The organism is Paenibacillus sp. S25 (genome assembly GCF_019454085.1).
In the GTDB taxonomy this organism is placed as follows: Bacteria; Bacillota; Bacilli; order Paenibacillales; family Paenibacillaceae; genus Paenibacillus; species Paenibacillus polymyxa_B.
Window position 1 is genome coordinate 1,201,905 of sequence record NZ_CP073683.1, and the last position, 22,573, is coordinate 1,224,477.

Below are 22,573 nucleotides of genomic sequence, written 5' to 3' on the forward strand. Positions count from 1 at the left end.
ATCCACCTTCTATAGATGTAAGAAATCCTGTTTAAGGGTTTTATCGAATGATTGAAATAGACCTCTTCTTACTTTAACGCCTGAATAATCTTTTTCAACAGAGATTAATTGCTTGAGCAGGCTGAGGTTAACTCCTTCTTCTTGGCATAATGTCTCAAGGTCAGTCAACTGGTCTTCCTTGAAAACTGGGCGGTCATCATGTTGCCAATCAAAATCTTCACCAGTTTCATCTTTTACTATTTGAGGTAATCGATCTTCCCATTGTAAGTCATCATGCCAATACTTACGAATAGCTTTAAGCTCTTCAATAGTGATTAGCTCAATATTGGGGTCATGAAGCTTACGTACGGCCTTCTGTGTGCGAAGCAGCCTTCTTAAGATTTCCTCTCGAGCGTTAAGAGTGAAGGGGCCAACACCAAATCGTTTGTTGCTTCCATCATCATCTATTACAATAACATCGAGATCTTCAACTGTAGCTAAATTAATATTGTTATTTTCAATATATTGTTTTATTTCAGATTTATAGATCTTAGGGTGACTTTCAATATCAGAAATTCCGTCTAAATTTGAAGTTAAGTATACTTCACCATTCATCCGATGTTTTTGTCTTTGTGTACGATCTTCTCTAATTTCTACCAAAAAGTTTCTGAATTCGTAAAGTGGACGAAGCCAATCGACGCCACTATTAATAAATCCACTTAAAGCCTTATCTTCATTAACAACAGTGCAAGTCCAGCAGCCAAATCGGCTATTCCCGCAAGAACCAGCACTTTCTTTAACTTCTTTATCTACTACAAGAGGACATTCACTGCTCGAATCTTGATACAATTGAAGCAACTCATTATTATCGTCTCCCCAAGGTGACTCATACTGCAACAAAAATTCCCATACATCATCGAGATTGAACGCACGGATCGGAGCAAATACAAAAGCATTCCGTAAAGTAGAATGTCGCATTAATTTCTTACCTTCAATAGTATGTGATTGCATAACAGCTGCGCGAGTCGAACTTTCAGAATCCCTTACACCGAGAAGCATGATGACTTCACCAAATTGATCTACTTTATCTATAATAAACCGATTTGCTGGATCAATCTTTAGACGGTCTGTACACCATCTAAACTTTTGGCGCGGAGTTGGATATCCTTTTCCAATAATAGAGGCCCAGAAAGTTTGTTCTACTTTAGGACGAACCTTTTGGGTTTCAATAGGCAATCCTAATTCCAAAGCTCTGCTTTGAATTCGTCCTAACGTTCTAGTAATTTTATTGATTATAAGTGGGGTTTCCACTTGGGTGTCTGAAGAGATTACGTACACTTTTTTACTCAAAGAGGAAGAATCAAGCTCACTCAATGCTTGAAATACTAGCTGTACAACAGCAGTAGAATCTTTACCTCCACTAAACCCAACTACCCAAGGCCGTTCGTCAGCTAAATAAACTTCTTTAACCAGTTCCTTAGCTTCTATAAATTTACTTCCTGTATTGAATATATTAAGTTCCAAGAGGGGGAACCTCCTTTATTTTATTTTCAATTCTTTGTTCTTGTTCTGTTAATGGGAGTCCAATCTTCAATTTAATAAGATTTGCAGTCAGTTGAATGGTTTCATTTGTTTTGTTGATGCGTCCGGTTTGTCCATAAGCGCGACCTAGCCAATCTTTTTTATTGTCACGATTCCAGTCAACATGTTTAAGCTTTTTAATAAATCCTTGCCATTCATCTGAATGATGGAAGTAAAGATAATGTCCGACAATACCCACTGCTTCTAAGAAAACACCGTGAGCAATAACTGAGGTTGCCCTCAGATCTCTGGGGGTTGTCTTCTTATTTAATACATCTTCCCATTCTGTAATAGACTCACAGAGAAGGAGCCAGAAATGATTCACAAATTCTTTTTCTTGTTCTGAGATCATCTGACCCTTACCTTTACCTAAGAGACGGCAGTTTGTATTAAAGATATGATTTAAGGCGAATAATTTAGGCGAATTTTTAGATAAAGATACTCTTTCACGGTCAGTATAACGTTCAAGTAAAGGGATATCAGCAATCAGACTTTTAGTAATAATTGATAGCTGATCGCGGTGATCATATAAAATTCCGATGGAAGAAGTTGTGTTAACTGCATGTCGATTTAAATCCGAAAACATTTGCTGAGAGCGAATAAGTCCTAGATCCTGGAAGAAAACGACGGAAATTGTTTCATCACCCAGCTCAGGAGCGATTTTTAACGCATCCTCAATTGCTGCCCGTCGATGTTGTCCGTCATTAATTAAGAACTTAGAATCGAGCGAAATAGTAAGATATCCTATATCTTTAAGTTCTTTGGAACTTTCCTGGAAAATCATCTCGCCATCAACGGAGGCAGTTAAGGAAGAGAATATGTAGTCTGTAGGGTTCTCAAGAATATAATTAGTTATATCTGGAATCCTAGATTTATTCATAAGGCGTTGAGCGCGATGCTCGGCTGGGATTTCTTCCTCATCAAATAAAAAAATCTTAGGGATTAATCGTAAAGGACACATTACCGTGTAAAATTCTCTCCCAGCTTGAAAACCTCTAAGGGCAGGGAAACTATAACTAAAGTTCATTAGCATTCTCCTTGGTTACGTACGTAATTTTTAACGATGTGAATATAATTTTACTTTAATGCGAACGAATGTTCAATATCTTCTGGTTAAGAATTTTGTGTTTTTATGATAGAGCCCCATTTGGCTAGATAATATGATAGAGAATTATAAAAGCAAACCCCTCCCCCCACACAAAGGTTAAAATTTTATAAAAAAAGTTCAAAACCTGCAAAGACCTTTCCCGGCCTGGAATGATACCATGTGTTTGCACATAAAAAAAGGAGAGGTACTCGTTGCCTCACTTATGTAAGCGCTATCTAATTTCAACTCTAATCAGCACTTACCTTCAAATTGACCCGCATCACATGAGGAAAGGGGAACTTCATATGAAAAAAGGAGCTGTTGTCGTATGGCTTCTGGTTTTGGCCCTGATGCTTTCGGCCTGTAATTTGGCGGAGAGTGGAACGGGCAGCAAGGAAAAAGGCTACGTAGGCATTTCCATGCCGACCAAATCGTCCGAGCGTTGGGTAGGAGACGGAGAAAATATGGTCCGGTTGTTTCAAGAGCAAGGCTATAAAACGGATTTACAGTACGCCGAGGACGTGGTGGAAAACCAAATCTCTCAAATCGAAAATATGATCACCAAGGGCGTCAATGTTATGGTGATCGCTTCGGTCGACGGAAACACGCTGACGGATGTGATTCAGAAGGCACACGACCGAGGCATTCAGGTCATTTCTTACGACCGTCTGATTCGTAACACACCGTATCTGACGTATTATGCGACCTTCGATAACTTTAAGGTGGGCGTGCTACAGGCGGCATATATTGAGAAAAAGCTGGGACTCAAGGAAGGCAAAGGCCCTTTCAATATCGAGCTGTTCGGTGGTTCACCGGATGACAATAACGCTTATTTCTTCTTTAATGGTGCGATGTCTGTACTTAAACCGTACGTGGATTCCGGCAAACTGGTCGTGCGCAGCAAGCAGATGACGATGGCGCAGATCGCTACACTGCGGTGGGACGGAGCTTTGGCCCAGTCGAGAATGGATAACCTGCTGAGTGCGTACTATTCGGGGGCTAATCTGGACGCGGTACTATCCCCGTATGATGGCATTAGCATCGGTATCATTTCATCCCTGAAAGGGGTCGGATATGGATCAGCGAACAAGCCGCTGCCGATCATTACAGGGCAGGATGCGGAGCTGGCTTCGATCAAGTCGATTGTGGCCGGGGAGCAGACGCAAACTATATTTAAGGATACCCGCAAGCTGGCGGAGCAAACGGTCGTGATGGCCAACAGTATTTTACAGGGTAAGCAAGCGGAAGTGAATGATGCCAAATCGTATAACAACGGTAAAAAGGTTATTCCTGCTTACTTGCTTGATCCGATCTCGGTGGATCGGACGAATGTGGAAAAGGATATTATCGGCAGTCACTACTACACCAAAGAGCAAATTGGACTGAAATAAGAGTAAGAATCCAACCGAAAGGAGCGTATCCCATGACTGGAATCATTTTGGAAATGAAGGGAATTACCAAAACCTTTCCCGGCGTGAAGGCATTGGAAAATGTAAATCTCAAGGTCAAGGAAGGCGAAATTCATTCCCTGTGCGGTGAGAACGGTGCAGGCAAATCGACGCTGATGAAGGTACTGAGCGGTGTATATCCGCATGGAACCTATGAAGGGGATATTGTTTTCCAGGGCAAAACATGTGAGTTCAAGGATATCAAGCAGAGCGAGGAATTGGGCATTGTCATTATCCATCAGGAGCTGGCGCTAATCCCGTATCTCTCGATTGCGGAAAATATTTATCTGGGCAACGAACGCGCCAGTGGCGGCGTGATTGATTGGAAAGAGACTTTTGTAGGGACACGCGAGCTACTGTCCAAGGTCGGTTTGAGTGAAAATCCCAATACATTAGTTACGAACATCGGGGTCGGGAAGCAACAACTAGTTGAAATTGCGAAAGCGCTATCAAAAAAGGTGAAGCTGCTTATTCTCGATGAACCGACAGCGGCGTTGAATGAGGATGATAGTGAAAATCTGCTTAATTTGATGCTGGAATTTAAAAAACAGGGCATTTCCTGCATTCTCATCTCCCACAAGCTGAATGAGGTCGCGAAGGTATCAGATTCGATCACGATTTTGCGGGACGGAAAGACGATTGAGACACTGGATATGAAAAAGGATGAGGTTACGGAGGATCGGATCATTAGCGGGATGGTTGGACGTGATCTGACCAGCCGTTATCCAGAGCGCCATGCCGAGATTGGCAAAGTCGTGTTGGAAGTGAAGGATTGGACGGTGTATCACGAGCATCATGCAGACCGCAAGGTGCTGGATCAGGTGAATTTGAACATCCGGCGTGGTGAAATTGTCGGTATTGCCGGGCTGATGGGGGCGGGACGGACCGAGCTGGCGATGAGTATTTTTGGCAAGTCGTACGGACGCAACATTTCCGGTCAGCTGATTAAAGACGGCAAGCCGATCCAGAACAACACGGTTACAGACGCGATCAACAACGGCTTTGCCTATGTGACAGAGGATCGCAAGGAGTATGGCCTCATTCTGATGGATGATATCAAGCGTAATATTTCGCTGACTGGCCTGAACAAGCTGACGAAGGGCGCTGTCGTCAATGAGCAGGAGGAAGTCGTCGTTGCAGAGGAAATGAAAAAAAGCATGAACATCAAAGCGCCGAGCATTTTACAGAAAACGGGTAATCTGAGTGGCGGCAATCAGCAGAAGGTGGTGCTGAGCAAATGGATTTTCGCCGGGCCGGATATTCTGATTCTGGATGAGCCGACACGCGGCATTGATGTGGGCGCCAAATATGAAATTTATACGATTATTCATCGACTTGCCGCTGAAGGCAAGGGAGTGCTGGTCATTTCGTCCGAGCTGCCAGAGGTACTAGGCTTGTGTGACCGGATTTATGTCATGAATGCTGGGCGGATCACTGGAGAGGTTAGCCGTGAGGACGCGTCGCAGGAAACGTTGATGAGATATATGACCAAGTCAGGAGGCGTGAAGCATGGAAACCATAACTAAACTATTTAAAAATAATATCCGCCAATATGGCATGATGATTGCACTGGTCGTCATTATGATTTTGTTCGAGGTGCTGACGGGCGGCCTGCTGTTGAAGCCGATTAATATTACCAATCTGATTCTGCAAAACAGCTATATTCTCGTGCTGGCTATCGGGATGGTGCTGGTCATCATCACTGGACATATTGATTTGTCTGTCGGCTCCATAGCCGCTTTTGTCGGTGCGGTTGCCGCCATAATGATGGTCGATTGGCAGCTTCCAGCATGGATTGCTGTGATTGCATCTTTGCTGGTCGGGGCGTTAATCGGCGCATGGCAAGGGTTCTGGGTCGCTTATGTACGGATTCCGGCATTTATCGTTACATTGGCGGGAATGCTGCTCTTTCGCGGATTGACAATGATCGTGCTGGAAGGCCAATCTATCTCTCCATTTCCGGGGGGCTTCCAAAAAATCAGTTCAGGCTTCCTGCCGGATTTTTCATCTACCGGTTATAACCTGGTATCCATCATTATCGGTATTGCACTCACGGTATGGTTTATCGTGAACGAAATTCGCGAACGCCGTTCTCAGCTTAAATATGGATTCGAGGTTCCGTCACAGACATTATTTGTACTCAAGTTGATTGTGGTGGCTGCGGTTATCAATCTGTTCACCTTCATGCTCGCGAGCTACGCGGGGATACCTAACATTCTCGTGCTGCTGTTCATACTGATCGTTGTATACTCCTTCGTCATGAACCGCACGATTATGGGCCGTCATGTGTATGCGTTGGGTGGAAATGAAAAGGCAGCGGGTCTGTCCGGTGTCAAAACGAAAAAAGTAACGTTCTGGGTATTTGTCAACATGGGCGTGCTGGCTGCCATTTCCGGTCTGATCTTTGCTGCACGTCTGAACGCGGCTACGCCGAGAGCAGGTACGAACTTTGAGCTGGATGCCATCGCGGCTTGCTTTATCGGCGGTGCTTCGGCATCCGGGGGGATCGGAACCGTTTTTGGAGCCATTATCGGTGGTTTGGTCATGGGCGTACTGAATAACGGCATGTCTCTGATCGGTCTGGGTATTGACTGGCAGCAAGGCATCAAGGGCTTGGTACTTCTGCTGGCGGTTGCCTTCGATATTTACAACAAAAACAAAAGATCTGCTTAAGCTCAAATTCGATATCGTAAAACAAGACACCTCCAGTCCCATTTAAAATGTGGATGCTGGAGGTGTCTTGTTTATTAGGTCTGGAATGTAGGAACCATCATCCGATGCCAGCACACATATTATCCCGAAACCGTCGCTCCATCTGCCGGAATATGGACGCGTTCCTTCAAACCTTCACGGTTGATGTGTTCTGTAAGCTCAGAGCGAGTTAGTAGACAATGGTTGATTGCCTCCATGTGGACAGCCACGATTTGTGTATAAGAGGCATGCTGCGCAACAGCTGTTACATCTTGGGCAGTCATAATTATAGGATCACCTACCGTAAACCGTGCTCCTCCAGCGTTCACAATTGTCCACTCAGGACGGTATTTATCTAGTGCTTCCGCGACTTCACTGCACCAGATCGTATCCCCAGCCAAATAGACGACAGGTTCACCTGGAGCCTGAAACACAAAGCCGGACACGGACCCCATCTGTTCCCCGATTTCTCCGGTTCCGTGATGCCCGGCTGTACGGATAATCTCAATTTCTCCCACAGAACCAGCCACCCAAATCGGATTAACCCGTGTAAAACCATCAGCAGTGATTTGTTCTTCATTTCCGGGCTGACAGAAGACGGGAATTTGTTTGTCCAACCAGCGTACGGCTGCCGGGTCCCAATGATCCAGATGTAAATGTGTGACGATAACAACGTCAGGCTGTCCGAGCGCCTGCCATTGCGGTGGCAAGGGAACCAGCGGATTACGGCGGGCATTTTCCGTATTGGGAATCGGCGGATTTGCGCCAGCATCGCTTAACATTGGATCAATCAGAAATTTTACTCCAGCGTATTCCAGCCATAAGGTTGCGTTGCGGATTAGTGTGATTTTCATATATGGAAGCTCCTTTGTAATGGATGTTATTTTTGACCGAGTGTATTTTCTGTAGTTCTTTGTTTCTGTTACAATCATATCTGACGCAAGGAGCTACAGGCTACGGCCTGTTGAAAGGAAAACCAGCATTCTCGTTTCATCATGAAAGGAAAAATAACTATGGAACTATTCGTACCTGATAACACCGATCTACGCATTCTTCATCATTTAATTGAAGACAGCTCTTTATCGAACAAGGAGATCGGCCAGCTTGTTCATTTGACAGGCCAAGCCGTAGGGGCTCGTGTTCGAAAAATGCAGGATGCGGGCATTATCGAGGGCTATACGCTGCGCTGGAACCCTGAAAAAATTGGACAGACGATTCATGCCTTTATTACGGTTTTTTTGAATTCAGGAACGACTCACAGTGCTTTCCAGGCTTTTGCCCGGGAGCATCCCTATATTGTCGAAATCCATCGGGTGAGTGGGGAAGGCTGTTATTGGATGCGCTTGCGCATGTCATCACAGGCAGAGTTAAATACCATGCTGGATGAGCTTACGAAGTTTGGTAATTACAAATTGAGTTTTTCCATTGGTGAGATTTAACGATAAAAGCTTTCGGCGTTTGTGCCGAAAGCTTTTTTATGTGGGCGGGGGCTATCGAGGTCAACGTTATAGGCTCATTTTAAATATATGCTGCAAGCCGTGTTGTCCCATTTTAGTGTTGCCTTCATCGATAAAGCCGCATTTGCGATACAGACTTTGGGCAGACAGATTGCGGGCATTGACGCCCAGCACAATCTCTCGAATATGTGGGAAGTGTCTGGCGATGAACTGTGGTAGTAGAAGCAGCCCTTTTTTAGCGAATCCTTGTCCCTGATCTGCGTAATGAATAGAGAACGCGCGCAGCAGCAGTGCCTCAGCAGTATTCGTATAGTCCGCTAATTCATCCCCATCGTATAAAATGAAAAATCCAACGGGTCTTCTAGTAGCCGTAATCACGACAGGATGGCGGTGGGGGTCTTCCTTGGCCAGTGTCAGCATTTCATCCGGCATTCCAGTAAACTGCTTCTGCTCCTCAGGTAAGTAGAAGGTATGTAAAATGGCATCATGCCCACAATGGTAAGGGACAAGCTCTACATTATTCATCATTACACTCCGATCTGTACGGATTTTCAACTTACTATATCATCTAGTTTGCTAAAAAAAGAAACCTGAATTCGCCTTGCTTACGTATTACCCATACATAAACTAGCATAGTCAAAAGGAGACGTCTACGGTTATGAAGCAGCTTACAGAATATCGGGAAAGCCAGGACGTATTGCGTCATGAGTTGAAGAATATTGAAAAATGGGAGAAGGAGCAGAAGGACATCTTTTTCTGGGAAAAAATCGGCAGATGGCCTTTTATGCTGCTGGATCGGCTGACGCCCAAAATCATTAAAGACAAACTGGAGCAACTGCTTAACGAGCTGGGCAGCTTCATTCAGAACGGCGGCAAATATTTGGTGAAAGAAGAAACGGTTCTGAACAGGCTGAAAAAGACGGCCCATGAACATGTAATTCAGCAAACTGGTGCAGATTCCGCTTCGGATACGCAGGACCTGCCTCGTGCTGGGGAAAACGCTGATTCGGAACATAGTGCCGAACCTAGGTGGGAGTTGAAACAGGCGGCTGATCTCCCGCTAACAATCATGGATCGGACTGCTGACGATATGACGTCGGGTCGCATTACCTTTGCCACTGCTCAGGGAGCAACAACGGGGATTGGCGGTGTGTTTACGATTGCGGCGGATATTCCTCTTTTGCTCGGCTTGTCGCTCAAAGTGCTTCAGGAAATAGCCTTATGCTATGGCTTTAATCCCCATGATAAGCAGGAACGTATTTTTATTATTAAGTGTATGCAATTCGCTTCATCCGATATTGTGGGTAAAAAGGCTGTATTAGAGGAGTTGGCTTTGTTCGATGATCCTTCACGTCAGGCACAGATTTTTTCCCAGATGCAGGGATGGAAAGAGGTCATTAACACCTATCGTGATCAGTTTGGATGGAAAAAGCTGCTTCAAATGGTTCCGATTGCAGGCATTTTGTTCGGCTCCATCGCGAATCGAAGCGCTATTAGTGACGTAGCTGAAGCAGGGAAAATGTTGTATCGGAAGCGTCGTATTTTGATGCGTTTGGCAGAAGTAGAGAACTGATTGCAACACTTAGGCGTAAAAGGGGATATTTTTTTCGTGAGGAAACACGTTAGTTGGCTATAAAGGTGTGCAGCGGCCAAGATGGCCGCTGCACGTTTGCCTGTTACACTTCGGCTCCATTTTCTTCCGCCCAGCGGTTCAGGGTTTTATCTGTAGGAAGCAGGAAGGTTAAGATGCCGAGTAGTGGCAAAAAGCCACACAGGAACATGATGTGGGTGATGCCTACCTTGTCGATCCAGTTGCCGAGCACGAGTGCGCCCACACCGCCAAGGCCAAAAGCGAGGCCCGTAATGAGACCAGACACGGTCCCGATTTTACCAGGCACGAGCATCTGTGCATATACGACTGTGACCGAAAAGCTAGACAGCATAATAAATCCGATAATCGCCAGCAGGATTGCCGTCCAGAATTGGTTGGCATAAGGCAGCAACAGCGCCAGCGGTGCAGCTAATACCATGGACAGAAAAATCATATTGCGTTTACCAAAACGGTCCGCCAGCGGACCGCCAAAGAAGGTGCCCAGCGCTCCAGCCCCTAGAAACAGGAAAATGTAAAGCTGTGCATCAGCCAATGGCATTTTGAATACTTCCATCAGGTAAAACGAATAGTAGCTTCCGACCGAGGTTGAGTACCACGAACGGACGAATACCAATAGAATGAGGACAATCATGGCAAACATAACACGGTTACGCACTTCGGGCTTCATGCGGCGTGCCACCGCTTTTTTGCGTGCAATGCCTTCTGTACGCAGGACGTTACCGTACCAGCGGGCGATGAACGATTGCACCACAATTCCCGCTGCTGCAATACCTGTGAACCAGATCGCACCGAATTGTCCCAACGGGATAAAAATCCAGCTCGTGAGCATCGGTGCCAGCGATTGGCCCGCATTGCCGCCAACTTGAAAAATGGATTGTGCTAAGCCCCGGCGTGATCCTGCCGCCATATGGGATACGCGCGAGCCTTCAGGGTGAAAGGCAGCCGAGCCTAGACCTACAAAGATGACTGCGATCAGTACCGCTTTATAATCGGCAGCATAGGCGAGCAACAGCATACCAGTCAGCGTAAAGCCCATACCGATGGGAAGGATAGCTGGCGTAGGTCGTTTGTCCGAAAACAAGCCAATCACAGGCTGCATGATTGAAGCTGTAAAATTGATCGCGAATGAAATCCAGCCGATCTGCGTATAGCTCAGGCTCATAGATTCCTTTAAGATTGGAAAGATCGCTGGAATGACCGATTGAATCGAGTCATTGAACAGATGGACGAAACTGATCGCAATCAGAATCGCAAAAACGGTGCTTTTCGCTTGCGGCCCCGGGAGGGGAAGCGATTGGCCCGTTTCATTTTTTGTAGCAGATTTACTAGTCATGGCAACCTCCGAATATGTATGTATATTTTAAGATATAGGAAGCGATCCGTTTGCAGCAAATGGCTGAAAGTGGGATAAAGCCCCATTTTACTCATTGCTGCTTGCCCATTCTGCTGGATACTCTTTATTGCTCGATTTAGTTGGTTTCTAAAATGGCACATCGAAATTCAAACGTTTATCACCCTCAAAACCGATATATATGTGAGTATTTTGCATAAGTCCCAAGAGCGCTTTTCAAATCAGCAATATAGAGATTGAAGTGCTCCAGCTCGTGTATATATTATATTTTTGAGCGTTGGGAGTGGAATTATGCAAAATACTGATATGGAAATATAGATAGAAAAGGGGAACTACGATGAGAAAAGCAGCGAAGATTTTGCTGGCAGTATCCATGGTATGTGGAGCGGTGGTGGGAACTGCGTTAAACAATGGAGAAACAGCAGTAGCGGCAAATGTAACGACGAACAACACTTGGAAAAACGCTAAAATTATAGACGTGATCGACCGGAATAACTACATACTGGATGACGGTTCTTTATGGAGAAAGAGTATAGATGGCCCGGTTATTGAGAAATTGAATTTGAAAGGCATTACAGGCAGCAAAAACGAGAGCCAAGGTTATTATGGCTGGACTGAGGACGGGAAGGTAGCCATCTGGGATGATAACTCCGACCCAAAAGTGACGGCTCAATCCTCAGGAGTAAAAGAGATTACCGGAGAGGGTCTGGCTATTAAAACCGATGGGACGATCTCCTGGGGAAGAGAACAGGTTGAGGGAATATCGGATGCTATAGACGGTGATAAGGTAAGTACCTATTTTACGGTTCTTACTCGATCCGGGGATGTATGGTATTCCACAGGGTACGCAGAATCTAAGCCCCGCAAAATAGGTCATGTAGATGGTGCGCTTGATATCAAGATGAGTACGGCGTACGCTGCAGTGCTTAAGGAAGATGGTCATGTCACGATGCTGGATATGCTGACCAATGAACCCCCACGCGAAGTGGGAAGTGATATTTCTTCGATTTTATGGAAAAAAGGTACACATGTCTTGATTACTGTACATCATGATGGGACTGTATGGAGCTATGACCGAATGAAGAAATATCCAGCTGTGCAGCTAAGCGGGTTATCTAATGTTGCACGGTTGGTTGATTCGCCTGACGAGCTTTTTGCACAATTAAAGGATGGCTCTTGGGTCGGCTATAAGGATGGGATCACGACTGCGCTGAGCTTGCCTACATTAACGGGTATGTCCTTGTTGACGACCTCCAAAGAGGCTGCCATCGGCGACACTATTCAATTAAATGTACAAGAGACATATTCGAACGGTTATCGACTAACACGTCATCCCGAAGCTAGTGAGATTGAAGTAGAGAAACCGCAGGTTGCCGAGCTACAGCAGAATGGTTCGGGTACACTCAAAGTAAGGGGCATTGGAAGCACATCCGTAGCTCTGCGGACCGAAGGAATACCCTCTTCTTTTACACTAAAGGTATCGTCCGATCAAACTTTGACCGGGGCAGCTATACTGAACGGCAATGTATATTTACCTGTGCAGTCTGTGTTCAAGACGCTGGGTGGATCTGTTACCGTGGCGAACCAGACCTTAACGATCAAGCTGGGTAAAAACAATATCGTACTCCAAAAAGGGAGTTCCACCGCGATGGTGAATGGTAAACCTGTTGCACTGAAGGGCAAGGTTCAAACGGTTAACGGACAGGTTGTATTCCCGGGAACATTACTGACCGATCTGAAGTTGGGCGGATTCAAATGGAATCGTGACCGCCAGCAAGGAGAATTATCTGTAGGCGCTACCAAGCTGGTCATTGAGACGCCAGAAACGGCAAAAATTATCAGAGCCATTGATCTGGGCAGTCTGTCCAAATTAATTGGCAAAACCTATTGGGTCAATAACTTCTATAGCGCTGGAGAGCGATTTGGCAAGGTAACAGTTAAAGATATCGAAGTCAGCACGGACCCGAACGGTGTTAAATCTTACGAAGTTATTTTCCAGGGGGCCAATGGCGAAACTTATGACACGTATTCCATCATCGGAGCTTCACGCATTCCACAAATGCTGTCTGATTCCGATCAATTTCTGACTTACGATCCGTACAAGAAATACCAATGGTCGCAAGCTATCTGGAACAAGATTAAAAATAATGAGGTAAGCTTGGGCATGAATACGACGCAGGTGCAGTTCGCATGGGGAAATCCAACAGTCAGAGAAAAGGGGGCTGCTTCAAACGGAACTCAAGTCGAAGCCTGGGTGTACGGCAACCGTAGTCTTTATTTCAAGGCGGTAGCTTTCGTGAATGGCAAAGTTATAGAAGTATGGCTGTAGGGTAGCTGGTTTTCTATAACGGTTTGAACAAGGTGTCTCCAGAGTCGTATATACGGCTCTAGGGATGCCTTTTTTTCATTTAACAAAACTAAGCTTTTGATTTAACAAACGTAAGATATGATTCTTTATGTCATACATCTTGTTGTATAGATAATAGCTTCGTAGAGAAAGTATGAAGAGCACAAGAGAAGAGAGGATCTGATTTGAGAATGAAATCGCTAAGGAAACCATTATCAGTTGCATTACTATCTTTACCATTACTTCTAGGTTCCCTGGGTGGAAGTTATGCGAGTGCGGCAACCCTACCAACAACGGTAACTCCAACAGAACCATCGTGGGGATATTTCGTAGATCATTATAAAAATAATAGTTCTGCAAATAAGACGGAAAGCTCTAATCCGACCCTCGGGTTGCTCTCCGGATTTAATAAGCTTTGGACTCCCGGCGCTACTTGGGATACAGGTACCAAGCTAAACAACAGCGTGCTGGATGCCAATATTCAAAAAGTGATTGATATGGCTGCCCGTCGCACTTCCAGTGAGGCCGATGCGGCTTATTTGGATGATCGTAGAAACCAGAGCTACAGTGTGATCGACGGTCTGGGTTCGCTCACTGATGTATATCGAAAGAATGCAGGTGCCACGACAACGATCAACGACATTCCGGCAGATGCCCTGACTAAGAAATACGAAGATGAGGGAACGAATGCAGGGAGTACAAGCTCCAATCTCGGCAACATTGTAAATCTGGTAAATACCTTGCGCGGGGAATACTCAACGACGAACCCGGCTAAGTCTTATTTTAGCTATCCTCGTCCGTTTCGCTGGAGCGATAACTCAGTGGTTGTTCCGAGCCTTATTCCCGCTCTCAAAGCTGATGCTACTAGCGATGGCGGCTTTCCTAGCGGTCATACCAATGCTGCGTATCTCAGTTCTATTGCTATGGCCTATGCCGTGCCGGAGCGTTATCAGGAACTGCTGACACGAGCTTCGGAGCTGGGCAATAACCGTGTTGTTGCCGGTATGCACTCCCCGCTTGATGTTATGGGAGGCCGTGTCATGGCAACGGCGATGGCGGCTGCTATCCTGTCTGATCCAGCCAATAGCAGTTTGAAGAAAGCGGCTTATCAGGATGCTCGCAAACAACTGCTGTCTCAAAAAGGTACAGCTCCAGATCGGTTCAGCAATTATGCAACAAACAAAAAAAATTATAATCAACGATTAACATACGGATTCAGTCAGGTTAATCCAACTACGACGCCAATGACAGTGCCTAAGGGAGCTGAGGTACTGTTGGAGACACGCTTGCCTTACCTGGATAGCACACAACGTCGTTGGGTTTTGGCTACTACAGGGATTCCTTCCGGCTATCCTGTACTTGATGATGCTGAGGGATGGGGACGATTAAACCTGTTTTCCGCCGCGGATGGCTACGGTGCTTTCACCAATAATGTTGCGGTAAATATGGACGCTTCCAAAGGCGGTTTCAATGCACTGGATCGCTGGCGCAACAATATCTCCGGCGTTGGAAAGCTGACTAAAAAGGGAACAGGTACGTTGAAGCTAATGGGCAACAATACGTATTCCGGCGGTACACAGATCGAACAAGGTACTCTGGAAGGAAATTCGGAAACGGCTTTCGGAAGTGGTGGAATTACGAATAACGGGGGAACTCTTCTTAAAAATGCTTCTGGAAAGCTGATTATTGGCGGAAATTACAGACAATCTTCCAAGGGAACACTTGAGCTTAACCTGCGCAGTAAAAATGATGTGCTCAAAATGAAGGGAACAGCCATACTCAACGGAAAATTACGTCTAAATTTTTCTAACAAATATGTACCGGCTAATGGTGCTACGATCTTAACTTATGGTAAACGGAATGGAGCATTTTCTTCGATTGAAACAGTAGGTTTACCAAGCAATTATAAAGTGAAGGTTATCTATACAGCTGACAGTGCTCAGTTGAAAGTCACTAAGTAAAACGTAATTAACTCTCTATATAACAATTGAAGTGCACCTTTAAAATACATGGGAATAAACCAGAAGGTTATTCCAGTATGTATTCTAGGGTGCACTTTATTGTTTCATCATAATTAATCAAGAGTATAAAAAGGTCAAAATTTGACCTTAATGTAGTAAAATAATCCCGCTGTTTGAAAGCGCAGTCATGATATTCTTAAGAAGCATATTTGATCAAAGTTTCAAATGATTCAGACTAACTAAGAGGAACAGAGGAAAGGAAGAGACTGATGAGTCTTGAAAAGGAATACGTTAAAATAGCCCAAGATGTCATTAAAGGGCTTGGCGGAGAAGACAATATTATTTCCATGGCACATTGTGCCACACGGCTGAGGCTGATTGTAAAAGATAGAGAAATTATTGATGATGAATTTATTGAGAATATTGATAAGGCCAAAGGCGTTTTCTTTACCTCTGGGCAATATCAAATTATTTTTGGAACCGGTACTGTAAATAAAGTATACGATGCCATGGTTGGTCAAAGCATATCTGCTACATCAAAAGCTGATTTGAAAGAAATGGCCTCCACCCAAGATGATAATCGGTTCAAAAGAATGATCCGAGTTTTCGGGGATGTATTTGTTCCGATTATGCCCGCATTGGTAGCTACAGGATTATTCATGGGAGTTAGAGGCTTAGTAACTCAGCCTGCACTGCTCCAGTTATTTGGACTTACACCTGATCATATTTCTGCGAATTTCATATTGTTTACGCAAATATTGACTGATACTGCTTTTGCATTTTTACCCGTGTTGGTATGTTGGTCGGCCTTCCGGGTGTTTGGTGGATCGCCACTATTGGGGATTTTGATTGGATTAATGTTAGTGAGTCCATCGTTGCCTACATCCTGGGATGTCGCCCAAAAAGTACAGGAACCACTAGTGTTTTTCGGGTTCATTAAAATTGCAGGCTATCAGGGCTCGGTTCTGCCTGCTTTCATAATAGGTGTCGTGGGGGCGATGCTGGAGAAGAAAATCAGAAAATCAGTCCCCGATGCATTGGACTTAATTCTAACACCGTTTTTGACATTATTAATAACACTGGTACTGGGATTGTTCGTAATTGGTCCCATTTTTCACGAGGTGGAAACTTTAATATTAATGGCTGTTACCGCCATTTTGAAATTACCATATGGCATCGGCGGATTTATTTACGGTGGCATCAATCAGATTATTGTAGTTACCGGACTGCACCATGCCTTAAACCTGATTGAAATACAGATGTTAGTGGGCAATGGTTGGAATATGGTAAACCCAATCAGTTCGGCGTCGATTTGCGCACAAGCGGGTGCTGCGCTAGCTGTTGGTCTAAAATCCAAAAATGTAAAAACCAAATCCATTGCTTATCCTTCTACCTTGTCTGCGTTGTTGGGCATTACAGAACCCGCTATCTTTGGGGTGAACATTCGATATGGCAAACCGTTCATGATGGGCTTAATTGGAGGAGCGGTTGGTGGTTTCTTCGCACGTATATTTAATATTCAAGCAACGGGTATGTCGATTACAGCCCTACCTGGAATATTATTGTACCTGAACAATCAGATATTTCTTTATATTTTAGTTTGTGTGATCGGCTTTGCTGTAGCATTTGTGCTAACGTGGATCTTTGGGTTTAAAGAAAAAACAGATAACAAATAAAATGATGTGGGGAGAATCATGGACAACAACACACTGCTTAAGAAATTGGACAGCCTTTCAATAGAAGAGAAAATAGGCCAGCTCATCCAACTGACAGGTGATTTTTTTGAAGGGGATATAGACACTGTTGTGACGGGGCCTTTAAAAAAATTAGGGTTAAACGCCTGCTACAATATATATAACACAGGATCGATATTGAACATCACTAACCCGGAAAAAATTATCCAGTTGCAAACGGATTATTTGGAAAAATCGATTCATAAAATTCCGCTGCTGTTCATGGCAGATATTATCTATGGGTATCGAACCATCTTCCCGATTCCGATGGCACAAGCATGTAGTTGGAATTATGAGGGTATAGAACATGCGGGTTCGATTGCTGCCCAGGAATGTTACGACGAAGGCGTTCACGTGACCTTTTCCCCCATGGTAGATATCGTTAGAGATCCCCGTTGGGGGCGGGTGATGGAATCGCCTGGAGAGGATACTTTGCTAGCGAAGAAATACGCTGAAAGCATGGTTCAGGGGATACAGGGAAGAAACTTGGAAGGGATCATACCAGCCAATAAAATTGCCGCTTGCGTCAAGCATTTTGCCGCTTATGGGGCACCTGTCGCTGGACGTGAGTATAACGCTGTGGATATGTCGGAGCATACGCTGCGAGAATATTATTTGCCAGGGTATCAAGCTGCAATCGAGGCTGGGGCAAAGCTTGTTATGACGGCCTTTAATACCTTGAACGGCGTCCCTGCGACAGGAAACGAGTGGCTTAACCGCGACGTGCTAAGACGAGAAATGAATTTTAATGGTGTGTTGATCTCGGATTACGCCGCTATAGAAGAACTGATCATGCACGGTTATGCCGAAGATGAGGTTTCCGCCGCAAGGCTGGCATTGTTGGCTGGTGTTGATGTGGATATGAAGACAGCGATATATGCCAATCAATTGGAGAAAGTAGTATCGGATAACGAGCATATGCTGGAGCTTTTGAATGAAGCTGTATACCGTGTTTTAAAGCTAAAAAATGATTTGGGGCTTTTTGAGGACCCGTTCCGCGGATTACAGGAAACCGTTCAACGGTCGAGAAACAGCATTCTGTCAGATGAACATAAAAAAGCTGCACTGTCCTTGGCTGAAGAATCCGTAGTCTTGCTGAAAAATGATGATGAACTGCTGCCATTGTTTAAACATACCAAAGTGGCTTTAATCGGTCCTTACGCAGATGAAAACTCTACCCTGGGTATGTGGGCCATTAAGGGGGATGAGGCGGATACCGTCAACTTGAAAATGGGATTATTAAAGCATGTTGATCCCGACAATCTCTCGGTTTGCAAAGGGGCGCATATGCTCCCCGATAATGCAAGAGAAGCCCTTGGCAAATATGCGGACAAGCTGACTGCTGAAACAGTCGATGAGGAGGCTCTGCTGCGCGAAGCGATCCGGAATGCTAACGAAGCGGATGTCATTGTCCTTGCCTTGGGAGAAAGTATTTATCAGAGCGGAGAAGGGGGATCGCGAACGAACCCGACGCTTCCTAAGCCGCAAATGAAACTGCTCCATGAATTAAGTTTACTGGGCAAAAAGATGGTTCTGATCGTTTATAGCGGAAGACCTTTGATTCTTACCGAAGTAGCCGGAAAAGTTGACGCTATTGTTCAAGCCTGGTATCCAGGAACGATGGGCGGAGAAGCACTGGCCAATATACTGTATGGGGAAGTCAATCCATCGGGGAAATTAGCCATGACCTTTCCACGAAGCGTTGGACAAATTCCGATATCCTACAATGAGTTGAATACAGGAAGACCAAATTTAAAGGAAAATGGTTCTTATCGGTTTGCGTCTCGATATATTGATGAAGTGAATGAACCCTTGTATCCGTTTGGCTATGGTAAATCCTATACCTCATTTGAATACAGCCTATTAACAATTAGCCAAAAAGAAATGAAAAAAAATGAGTCAGTTGATATCTGTATTTCTGTCACCAACACTGGAATTTATGATGGAAAGGAAACGATCCAATTATACATTCGCGATAAATTTGCAAGTGTTGCAAGGCCTGTGAAAGAATTAAAAGACTTTAAAAAAGTTTTTTTGCAAAGTGGCGAGACCCAAAATATCGAATTTTCAATTCATGAAGAGATGCTTAAATTTTATGATCGTGAAATGCAATACAAAAGTGAACCCGGCGAATTTGATATTTATATCGGGTCAAGCTCGCAGGAAATTTTGCTGAGTTTTAGTTTTGTTTTTTCACCGGAGGATGAGCATGAATAAAAGCGACGCATATAACCTGAAATATCATATTACTCCTCCTTACGGTTTGCTCAATGACCCTAATGGACTTGCCTATTTCAATCATCAATATCATGTATTCTATCAGTGGAATCCAAAAGGAACTGAGCATAAAAATAAATGCTGGGGCCATGTTGTTTCCAGCGATCTGGTGCACTGGCAAAGGAAAAGTGTCGCGCTGGAGCCTTCAGAATGGTATGACAAAGATGGCATTTATTCGGGCGGAGGCATTGTTCATAATGAAAAGCTGTATCTGTTTTATACAGGAAATGTAATCCGAGATGATGGAGTAAAAGAAAGCTATCAATGCGCCGCGATTTCGGAGGATGGCGAGTACTTCCAAAAAATAGGTCCCTTGTTTGAGCACCCCAAAGGTTATACCCGGCATGTTCGAGATCCGAAAGTATGGAGAGACCAACACGGGAACTGGTGGTTGATTGTTGGTGCTCAGAGAGAAGATTTGACTGGAGATACGCTTATCTACAAATCTAAAAATTTGTCTGAATGGGAATGCCAAGGATCATTTATTGATCACGATCATCAATTTGGGTATATGTGGGAATGTCCAGATGTACTTCATTTTGCCGAAAATGATGTTTTTGTTTTCTCTCCTCAGGGTTTACCGGAGAGAGGCGAATATTATAAAAATCCTAATCAATCTGGTTATATTGTTGGCAAATTATCGAATACAGGCAAATTCAACGGCAACCTTTCCGATTTTAAAGAGCTTGATCGAGGATTTGATTTTTACGCGCCACAATCATTTAAGGTTAATGACAGAACCATTATGTTCGGTTGGATGAGCGCCATGAATGAGGAAGCGGAGAGAGCTGTTCCGACCATTCAGGAGGGCTGGATTCATGCATTGACACTTCCTAGAGAAGTGGTATTGATGAACGGTGTGTTGTACCAGAAACCATTGCCGGAATTACAATTGTTAAGACTGGATGACATGCATTACAAAGGGGAAATTCAAAATAACAGTGAGTGGTTACTGCCTTCTACACAAGCGGAGCTCATTGTTCATTTTTCCTTACTCACAGAAAACTTTAAAATGATCATTAGGGATGCTGTACAAATTGACTATGATTGGGAACAAAATAGTCTGACAGTTTGGAGAACAAACTGGTTGACTGGCGAGAGGGAGTACAGAAAAGCAACATTAAATAATAGGCTTGCAGAAATGCAAATATTCATTGAAAGCTCAAGTTTGGAATTATTTGTTAACGAGGGCGAAGAAGTGTTTTCCCTGCGTTATTTCATAGAAGATGCAGACCAACGCAATGTATTGCTTGAGGCAGGAGACAATGTAGGTGAAGTTAGAATGTATCAGTTGCAGGAATGTGTAGGGTAACATGTTTTGCTTGCCGAGTTGCAAGCAGGCTAAGGAAGGCTGTTCATTATCCCGTTTGCGGGAAGAACTGCCTTCTTTTTTTATTTTGGTCTATTGAATAGATTCTGCTTGTCCGAGCATTTTACTATCGGTATAGTATGAGTATTAGTATAAGAGTTTATTGCTTAATATAGAATACAGATGGATCACTCGTGGCTGGCTGATGAGGTGTGGTGATGAAAAAAATATATGAACATATCGAAATAGACAGAAAAAAAATGATTAACCTTTTTATGTTCCAATCCAGAGATACAGAAAGAGTCATTCCTATGCATTTTCACAGCAATATGGAGTTGATCTACTGTACAAGTGGAAGTCTAAAGGTGTGGCATGAAGGAAAAATAACTATTTTGATGGAAAAGGATGCGCTATTCATTAACAGCAATGTCCCGCATTCCACGCAGAGCATTACGGAGAACCAAGTCATTGTGCTGCAATTTCCAGACACTTTCTTTGCCAATGAACAAGTAATCATCCAATTAAACACGCAAGAGAAACAAGTTGACGATACTATAATCTCTAAATTAAGAGGATTGTTTATGGATATATATGATCTACATATTTCCAAAAGCAAATACGACTACATTTTAGAGCAAAGCCGAATTATTGAACTGAAATATTTGCTTGTCAATCATTTTAGTCAGGCAGCAGACATTCCACCGGAAGTATTTAGTGAAAAGCAACGAAAGATAAAGACAATCATGGACTTTATTAAAGAGCATTATACTGAAAATATTAGCCTGGCCAAAACGGCCCGTATCTGCGGTTATTCGGAGGCTTATTTGTCGCGAATGTTTCATGAATATACAGGCCAGACGTTTACCGAATACAAGCAAATCCTTTGTTTGGAGAAGGCAATCGATTTACTGGATTCAACCAATAAGTCACTTACAGAAATTTCTTACGAGGTGGGGTTTCCAAACGAGAAATCTTTCAGAAAAGCTTTTAGAGAAGTTATGGGTAAAACACCGTATGAGTATAAAAAATCAAGATTTGATCTGGATGTGTAACGCCACGAGCATGCACAGCATCCTTTCAGTACAACCAAGGGGCTGTCCCTTGTCATTTGATGACTTTAGGACAACCCCTTGATATTTACGCTATGTCAGGAGAGTTATTCGCTTAACGGTTATCGATCTTTTCCGGGTACATATCATGGTTCATCATACGGTGCTCCGCTATCTGTTCATACTTCGTTCCTGGCTTGCCGTAGTTGGTGTACGGGTCAATAGAGATGCCGCCGCGTGGCGTGAATTTGCCCCATACTTCAATGTAGCGAGGGTCCATCAGCTTAATCAAGTCATTCATGATGATATTGACGCAGTCTTCATGGAAATCGCCGTGGTTACGGAAGCTGAACAGGTACAGCTTAAGTGATTTGCTTTCTACCATTTTAATATCGGGAATGTAGCTGATGTAGATGGTTGCAAAATCAGGCTGTCCTGTAATCGGGCACAGGCTGGTGAACTCCGGGCAATTGAACTTTACAAAATAATCCCGATACGGATGTTTGTTATCAAAACTTTCGAGAATGGCGGGATCATAGGCAAACGTGTATTGTGTGCCTTGATTGCCAAGCAGGGTAACGTCAGTCATTTCTTCGGGTGTTCTTCCGGTCATTGGATGGGGCTCCTTAAGTTTAGTTTGGTAAAAGAGAGAGGGAGTTATGGTGATGGGGAGGTCGCTCCGCGAATGATT

17 protein-coding genes are annotated in these 22,573 nt (G+C 44.1%); 11 read left to right on the top strand and 6 right to left on the bottom strand.

Features of this window, described 5'->3' with window-relative positions:
• Nucleotides 1-9: 9 nt before the first annotated feature.
• Nucleotides 10-1,503, bottom strand: coding sequence for a DNA phosphorothioation system sulfurtransferase DndC (dndC, locus tag KAI37_RS05290; RefSeq protein WP_220030862.1), 1,494 nt, complete (start codon nucleotides 1,501-1,503; stop codon nucleotides 10-12).
• Nucleotides 1,493-2,587, bottom strand: coding sequence for a DNA sulfur modification protein DndB (dndB, locus tag KAI37_RS05295; RefSeq protein WP_345945618.1), 1,095 nt, complete (start codon nucleotides 2,585-2,587; stop codon nucleotides 1,493-1,495). Before dndB ends, dndC begins: the two co-directional genes overlap by 11 nt.
• A gap of 365 nt (nucleotides 2,588-2,952) precedes the next feature.
• On the opposite strand from dndB, the gene chvE reads away from it, so the two are divergent.
• Genes chvE through mmsB form a run of 3 tightly spaced genes read left to right on the top strand, consistent with a single transcriptional unit; the run spans nucleotide 2,953 to nucleotide 6,768 of the window.
• Nucleotides 2,953-4,038, top strand: a complete 1,086-nt coding sequence (gene chvE / locus KAI37_RS05300; protein ID WP_220030864.1) for a multiple monosaccharide ABC transporter substrate-binding protein — start codon at nucleotides 2,953-2,955, stop codon at nucleotides 4,036-4,038.
• A 32-nt stretch (nucleotides 4,039-4,070) separates the two neighbouring features.
• Nucleotides 4,071-5,621 carry a multiple monosaccharide ABC transporter ATP-binding protein gene (gene mmsA / locus KAI37_RS05305; protein WP_025722458.1) on the top strand — a complete coding sequence of 517 codons (1,551 nt, stop codon included), beginning with the start codon at nucleotides 4,071-4,073 and terminating at the stop codon, nucleotides 5,619-5,621.
• On the top strand, nucleotides 5,605-6,768 hold the full coding sequence (gene mmsB / locus KAI37_RS05310) for a multiple monosaccharide ABC transporter permease (RefSeq protein ID WP_071639803.1): 1,164 nt from the start codon (nucleotides 5,605-5,607) through the stop codon (nucleotides 6,766-6,768). Before mmsA ends, mmsB begins: the two co-directional genes overlap by 17 nt.
• A gap of 119 nt (nucleotides 6,769-6,887) precedes the next feature.
• Here mmsB and KAI37_RS05315 read toward each other — a convergent pair whose 3' ends face one another.
• Nucleotides 6,888-7,640 (bottom strand): MBL fold metallo-hydrolase, encoded by a 753-nt coding sequence (locus tag KAI37_RS05315; protein ID WP_220030865.1) that lies wholly within the window; start codon nucleotides 7,638-7,640, stop codon nucleotides 6,888-6,890.
• A 159-nt stretch (nucleotides 7,641-7,799) separates the two neighbouring features.
• Between KAI37_RS05315 and KAI37_RS05320 the strand changes: the two genes are divergently transcribed.
• Nucleotides 7,800-8,225 (top strand): Lrp/AsnC family transcriptional regulator, encoded by a 426-nt coding sequence (locus KAI37_RS05320; protein WP_071639805.1) that lies wholly within the window; start codon nucleotides 7,800-7,802, stop codon nucleotides 8,223-8,225.
• Between the two features lie 66 nt (nucleotides 8,226-8,291).
• On the opposite strand, the gene KAI37_RS05325 is transcribed toward KAI37_RS05320, so the two are convergent.
• On the bottom strand, nucleotides 8,292-8,768 hold the full coding sequence (locus KAI37_RS05325) for a GNAT family N-acetyltransferase (protein WP_025720599.1): 477 nt from the start codon (nucleotides 8,766-8,768) through the stop codon (nucleotides 8,292-8,294).
• Nucleotides 8,769-8,901: 133 nt separating this feature from the next.
• On the opposite strand from KAI37_RS05325, the gene KAI37_RS05330 reads away from it, so the two are divergent.
• Nucleotides 8,902-9,816, top strand: a complete 915-nt coding sequence (locus tag KAI37_RS05330; RefSeq protein WP_220030866.1) for an EcsC family protein — start codon at nucleotides 8,902-8,904, stop codon at nucleotides 9,814-9,816.
• A gap of 103 nt (nucleotides 9,817-9,919) precedes the next feature.
• On the opposite strand, the gene KAI37_RS05335 is transcribed toward KAI37_RS05330, so the two are convergent.
• Nucleotides 9,920-11,188, bottom strand: coding sequence for an MFS transporter (locus KAI37_RS05335; protein WP_075153862.1), 1,269 nt, complete (start codon nucleotides 11,186-11,188; stop codon nucleotides 9,920-9,922).
• A 355-nt stretch (nucleotides 11,189-11,543) separates the two neighbouring features.
• On the opposite strand from KAI37_RS05335, the gene KAI37_RS05340 reads away from it, so the two are divergent.
• From KAI37_RS05340 to KAI37_RS05365, 6 genes are all read left to right on the top strand, one after another.
• Nucleotides 11,544-13,535 carry a stalk domain-containing protein gene (locus KAI37_RS05340; protein WP_220030867.1) on the top strand — a complete coding sequence of 664 codons (1,992 nt, stop codon included), beginning with the start codon at nucleotides 11,544-11,546 and terminating at the stop codon, nucleotides 13,533-13,535.
• Between the two features lie 209 nt (nucleotides 13,536-13,744).
• Nucleotides 13,745-15,514 carry an acid phosphatase gene (locus KAI37_RS05345; RefSeq protein ID WP_220031441.1) on the top strand — a complete coding sequence of 590 codons (1,770 nt, stop codon included), beginning with the start codon at nucleotides 13,745-13,747 and terminating at the stop codon, nucleotides 15,512-15,514.
• Between the two features lie 269 nt (nucleotides 15,515-15,783).
• Entirely contained in the window at nucleotides 15,784-17,190 is a 1,407-nt protein-coding gene (locus KAI37_RS05350; RefSeq protein WP_220030868.1) for a sucrose-specific PTS transporter subunit IIBC, read from the top strand.
• An 18-nt stretch (nucleotides 17,191-17,208) separates the two neighbouring features.
• A complete protein-coding gene (gene bglX, locus KAI37_RS05355; RefSeq protein WP_220030869.1) occupies nucleotides 17,209-19,464 on the top strand; it encodes a beta-glucosidase BglX in 2,256 nt (751 codons plus the stop codon).
• On the top strand, nucleotides 19,457-20,836 hold the full coding sequence (locus KAI37_RS05360) for a glycoside hydrolase family 32 protein (protein ID WP_071639812.1): 1,380 nt from the start codon (nucleotides 19,457-19,459) through the stop codon (nucleotides 20,834-20,836). Before bglX ends, KAI37_RS05360 begins: the two co-directional genes overlap by 8 nt.
• A gap of 215 nt (nucleotides 20,837-21,051) precedes the next feature.
• Nucleotides 21,052-21,885, top strand: a complete 834-nt coding sequence (locus KAI37_RS05365) for a helix-turn-helix domain-containing protein (protein ID WP_220030870.1) — start codon at nucleotides 21,052-21,054, stop codon at nucleotides 21,883-21,885.
• A gap of 112 nt (nucleotides 21,886-21,997) precedes the next feature.
• Here the strand turns inward: KAI37_RS05365 and queF are convergent, their stop codons facing one another.
• Nucleotides 21,998-22,495, bottom strand: a complete 498-nt coding sequence (gene queF / locus KAI37_RS05370; RefSeq protein WP_013309106.1) for a preQ(1) synthase — start codon at nucleotides 22,493-22,495, stop codon at nucleotides 21,998-22,000.
• Nucleotides 22,496-22,573 lie beyond the last annotated feature (78 nt).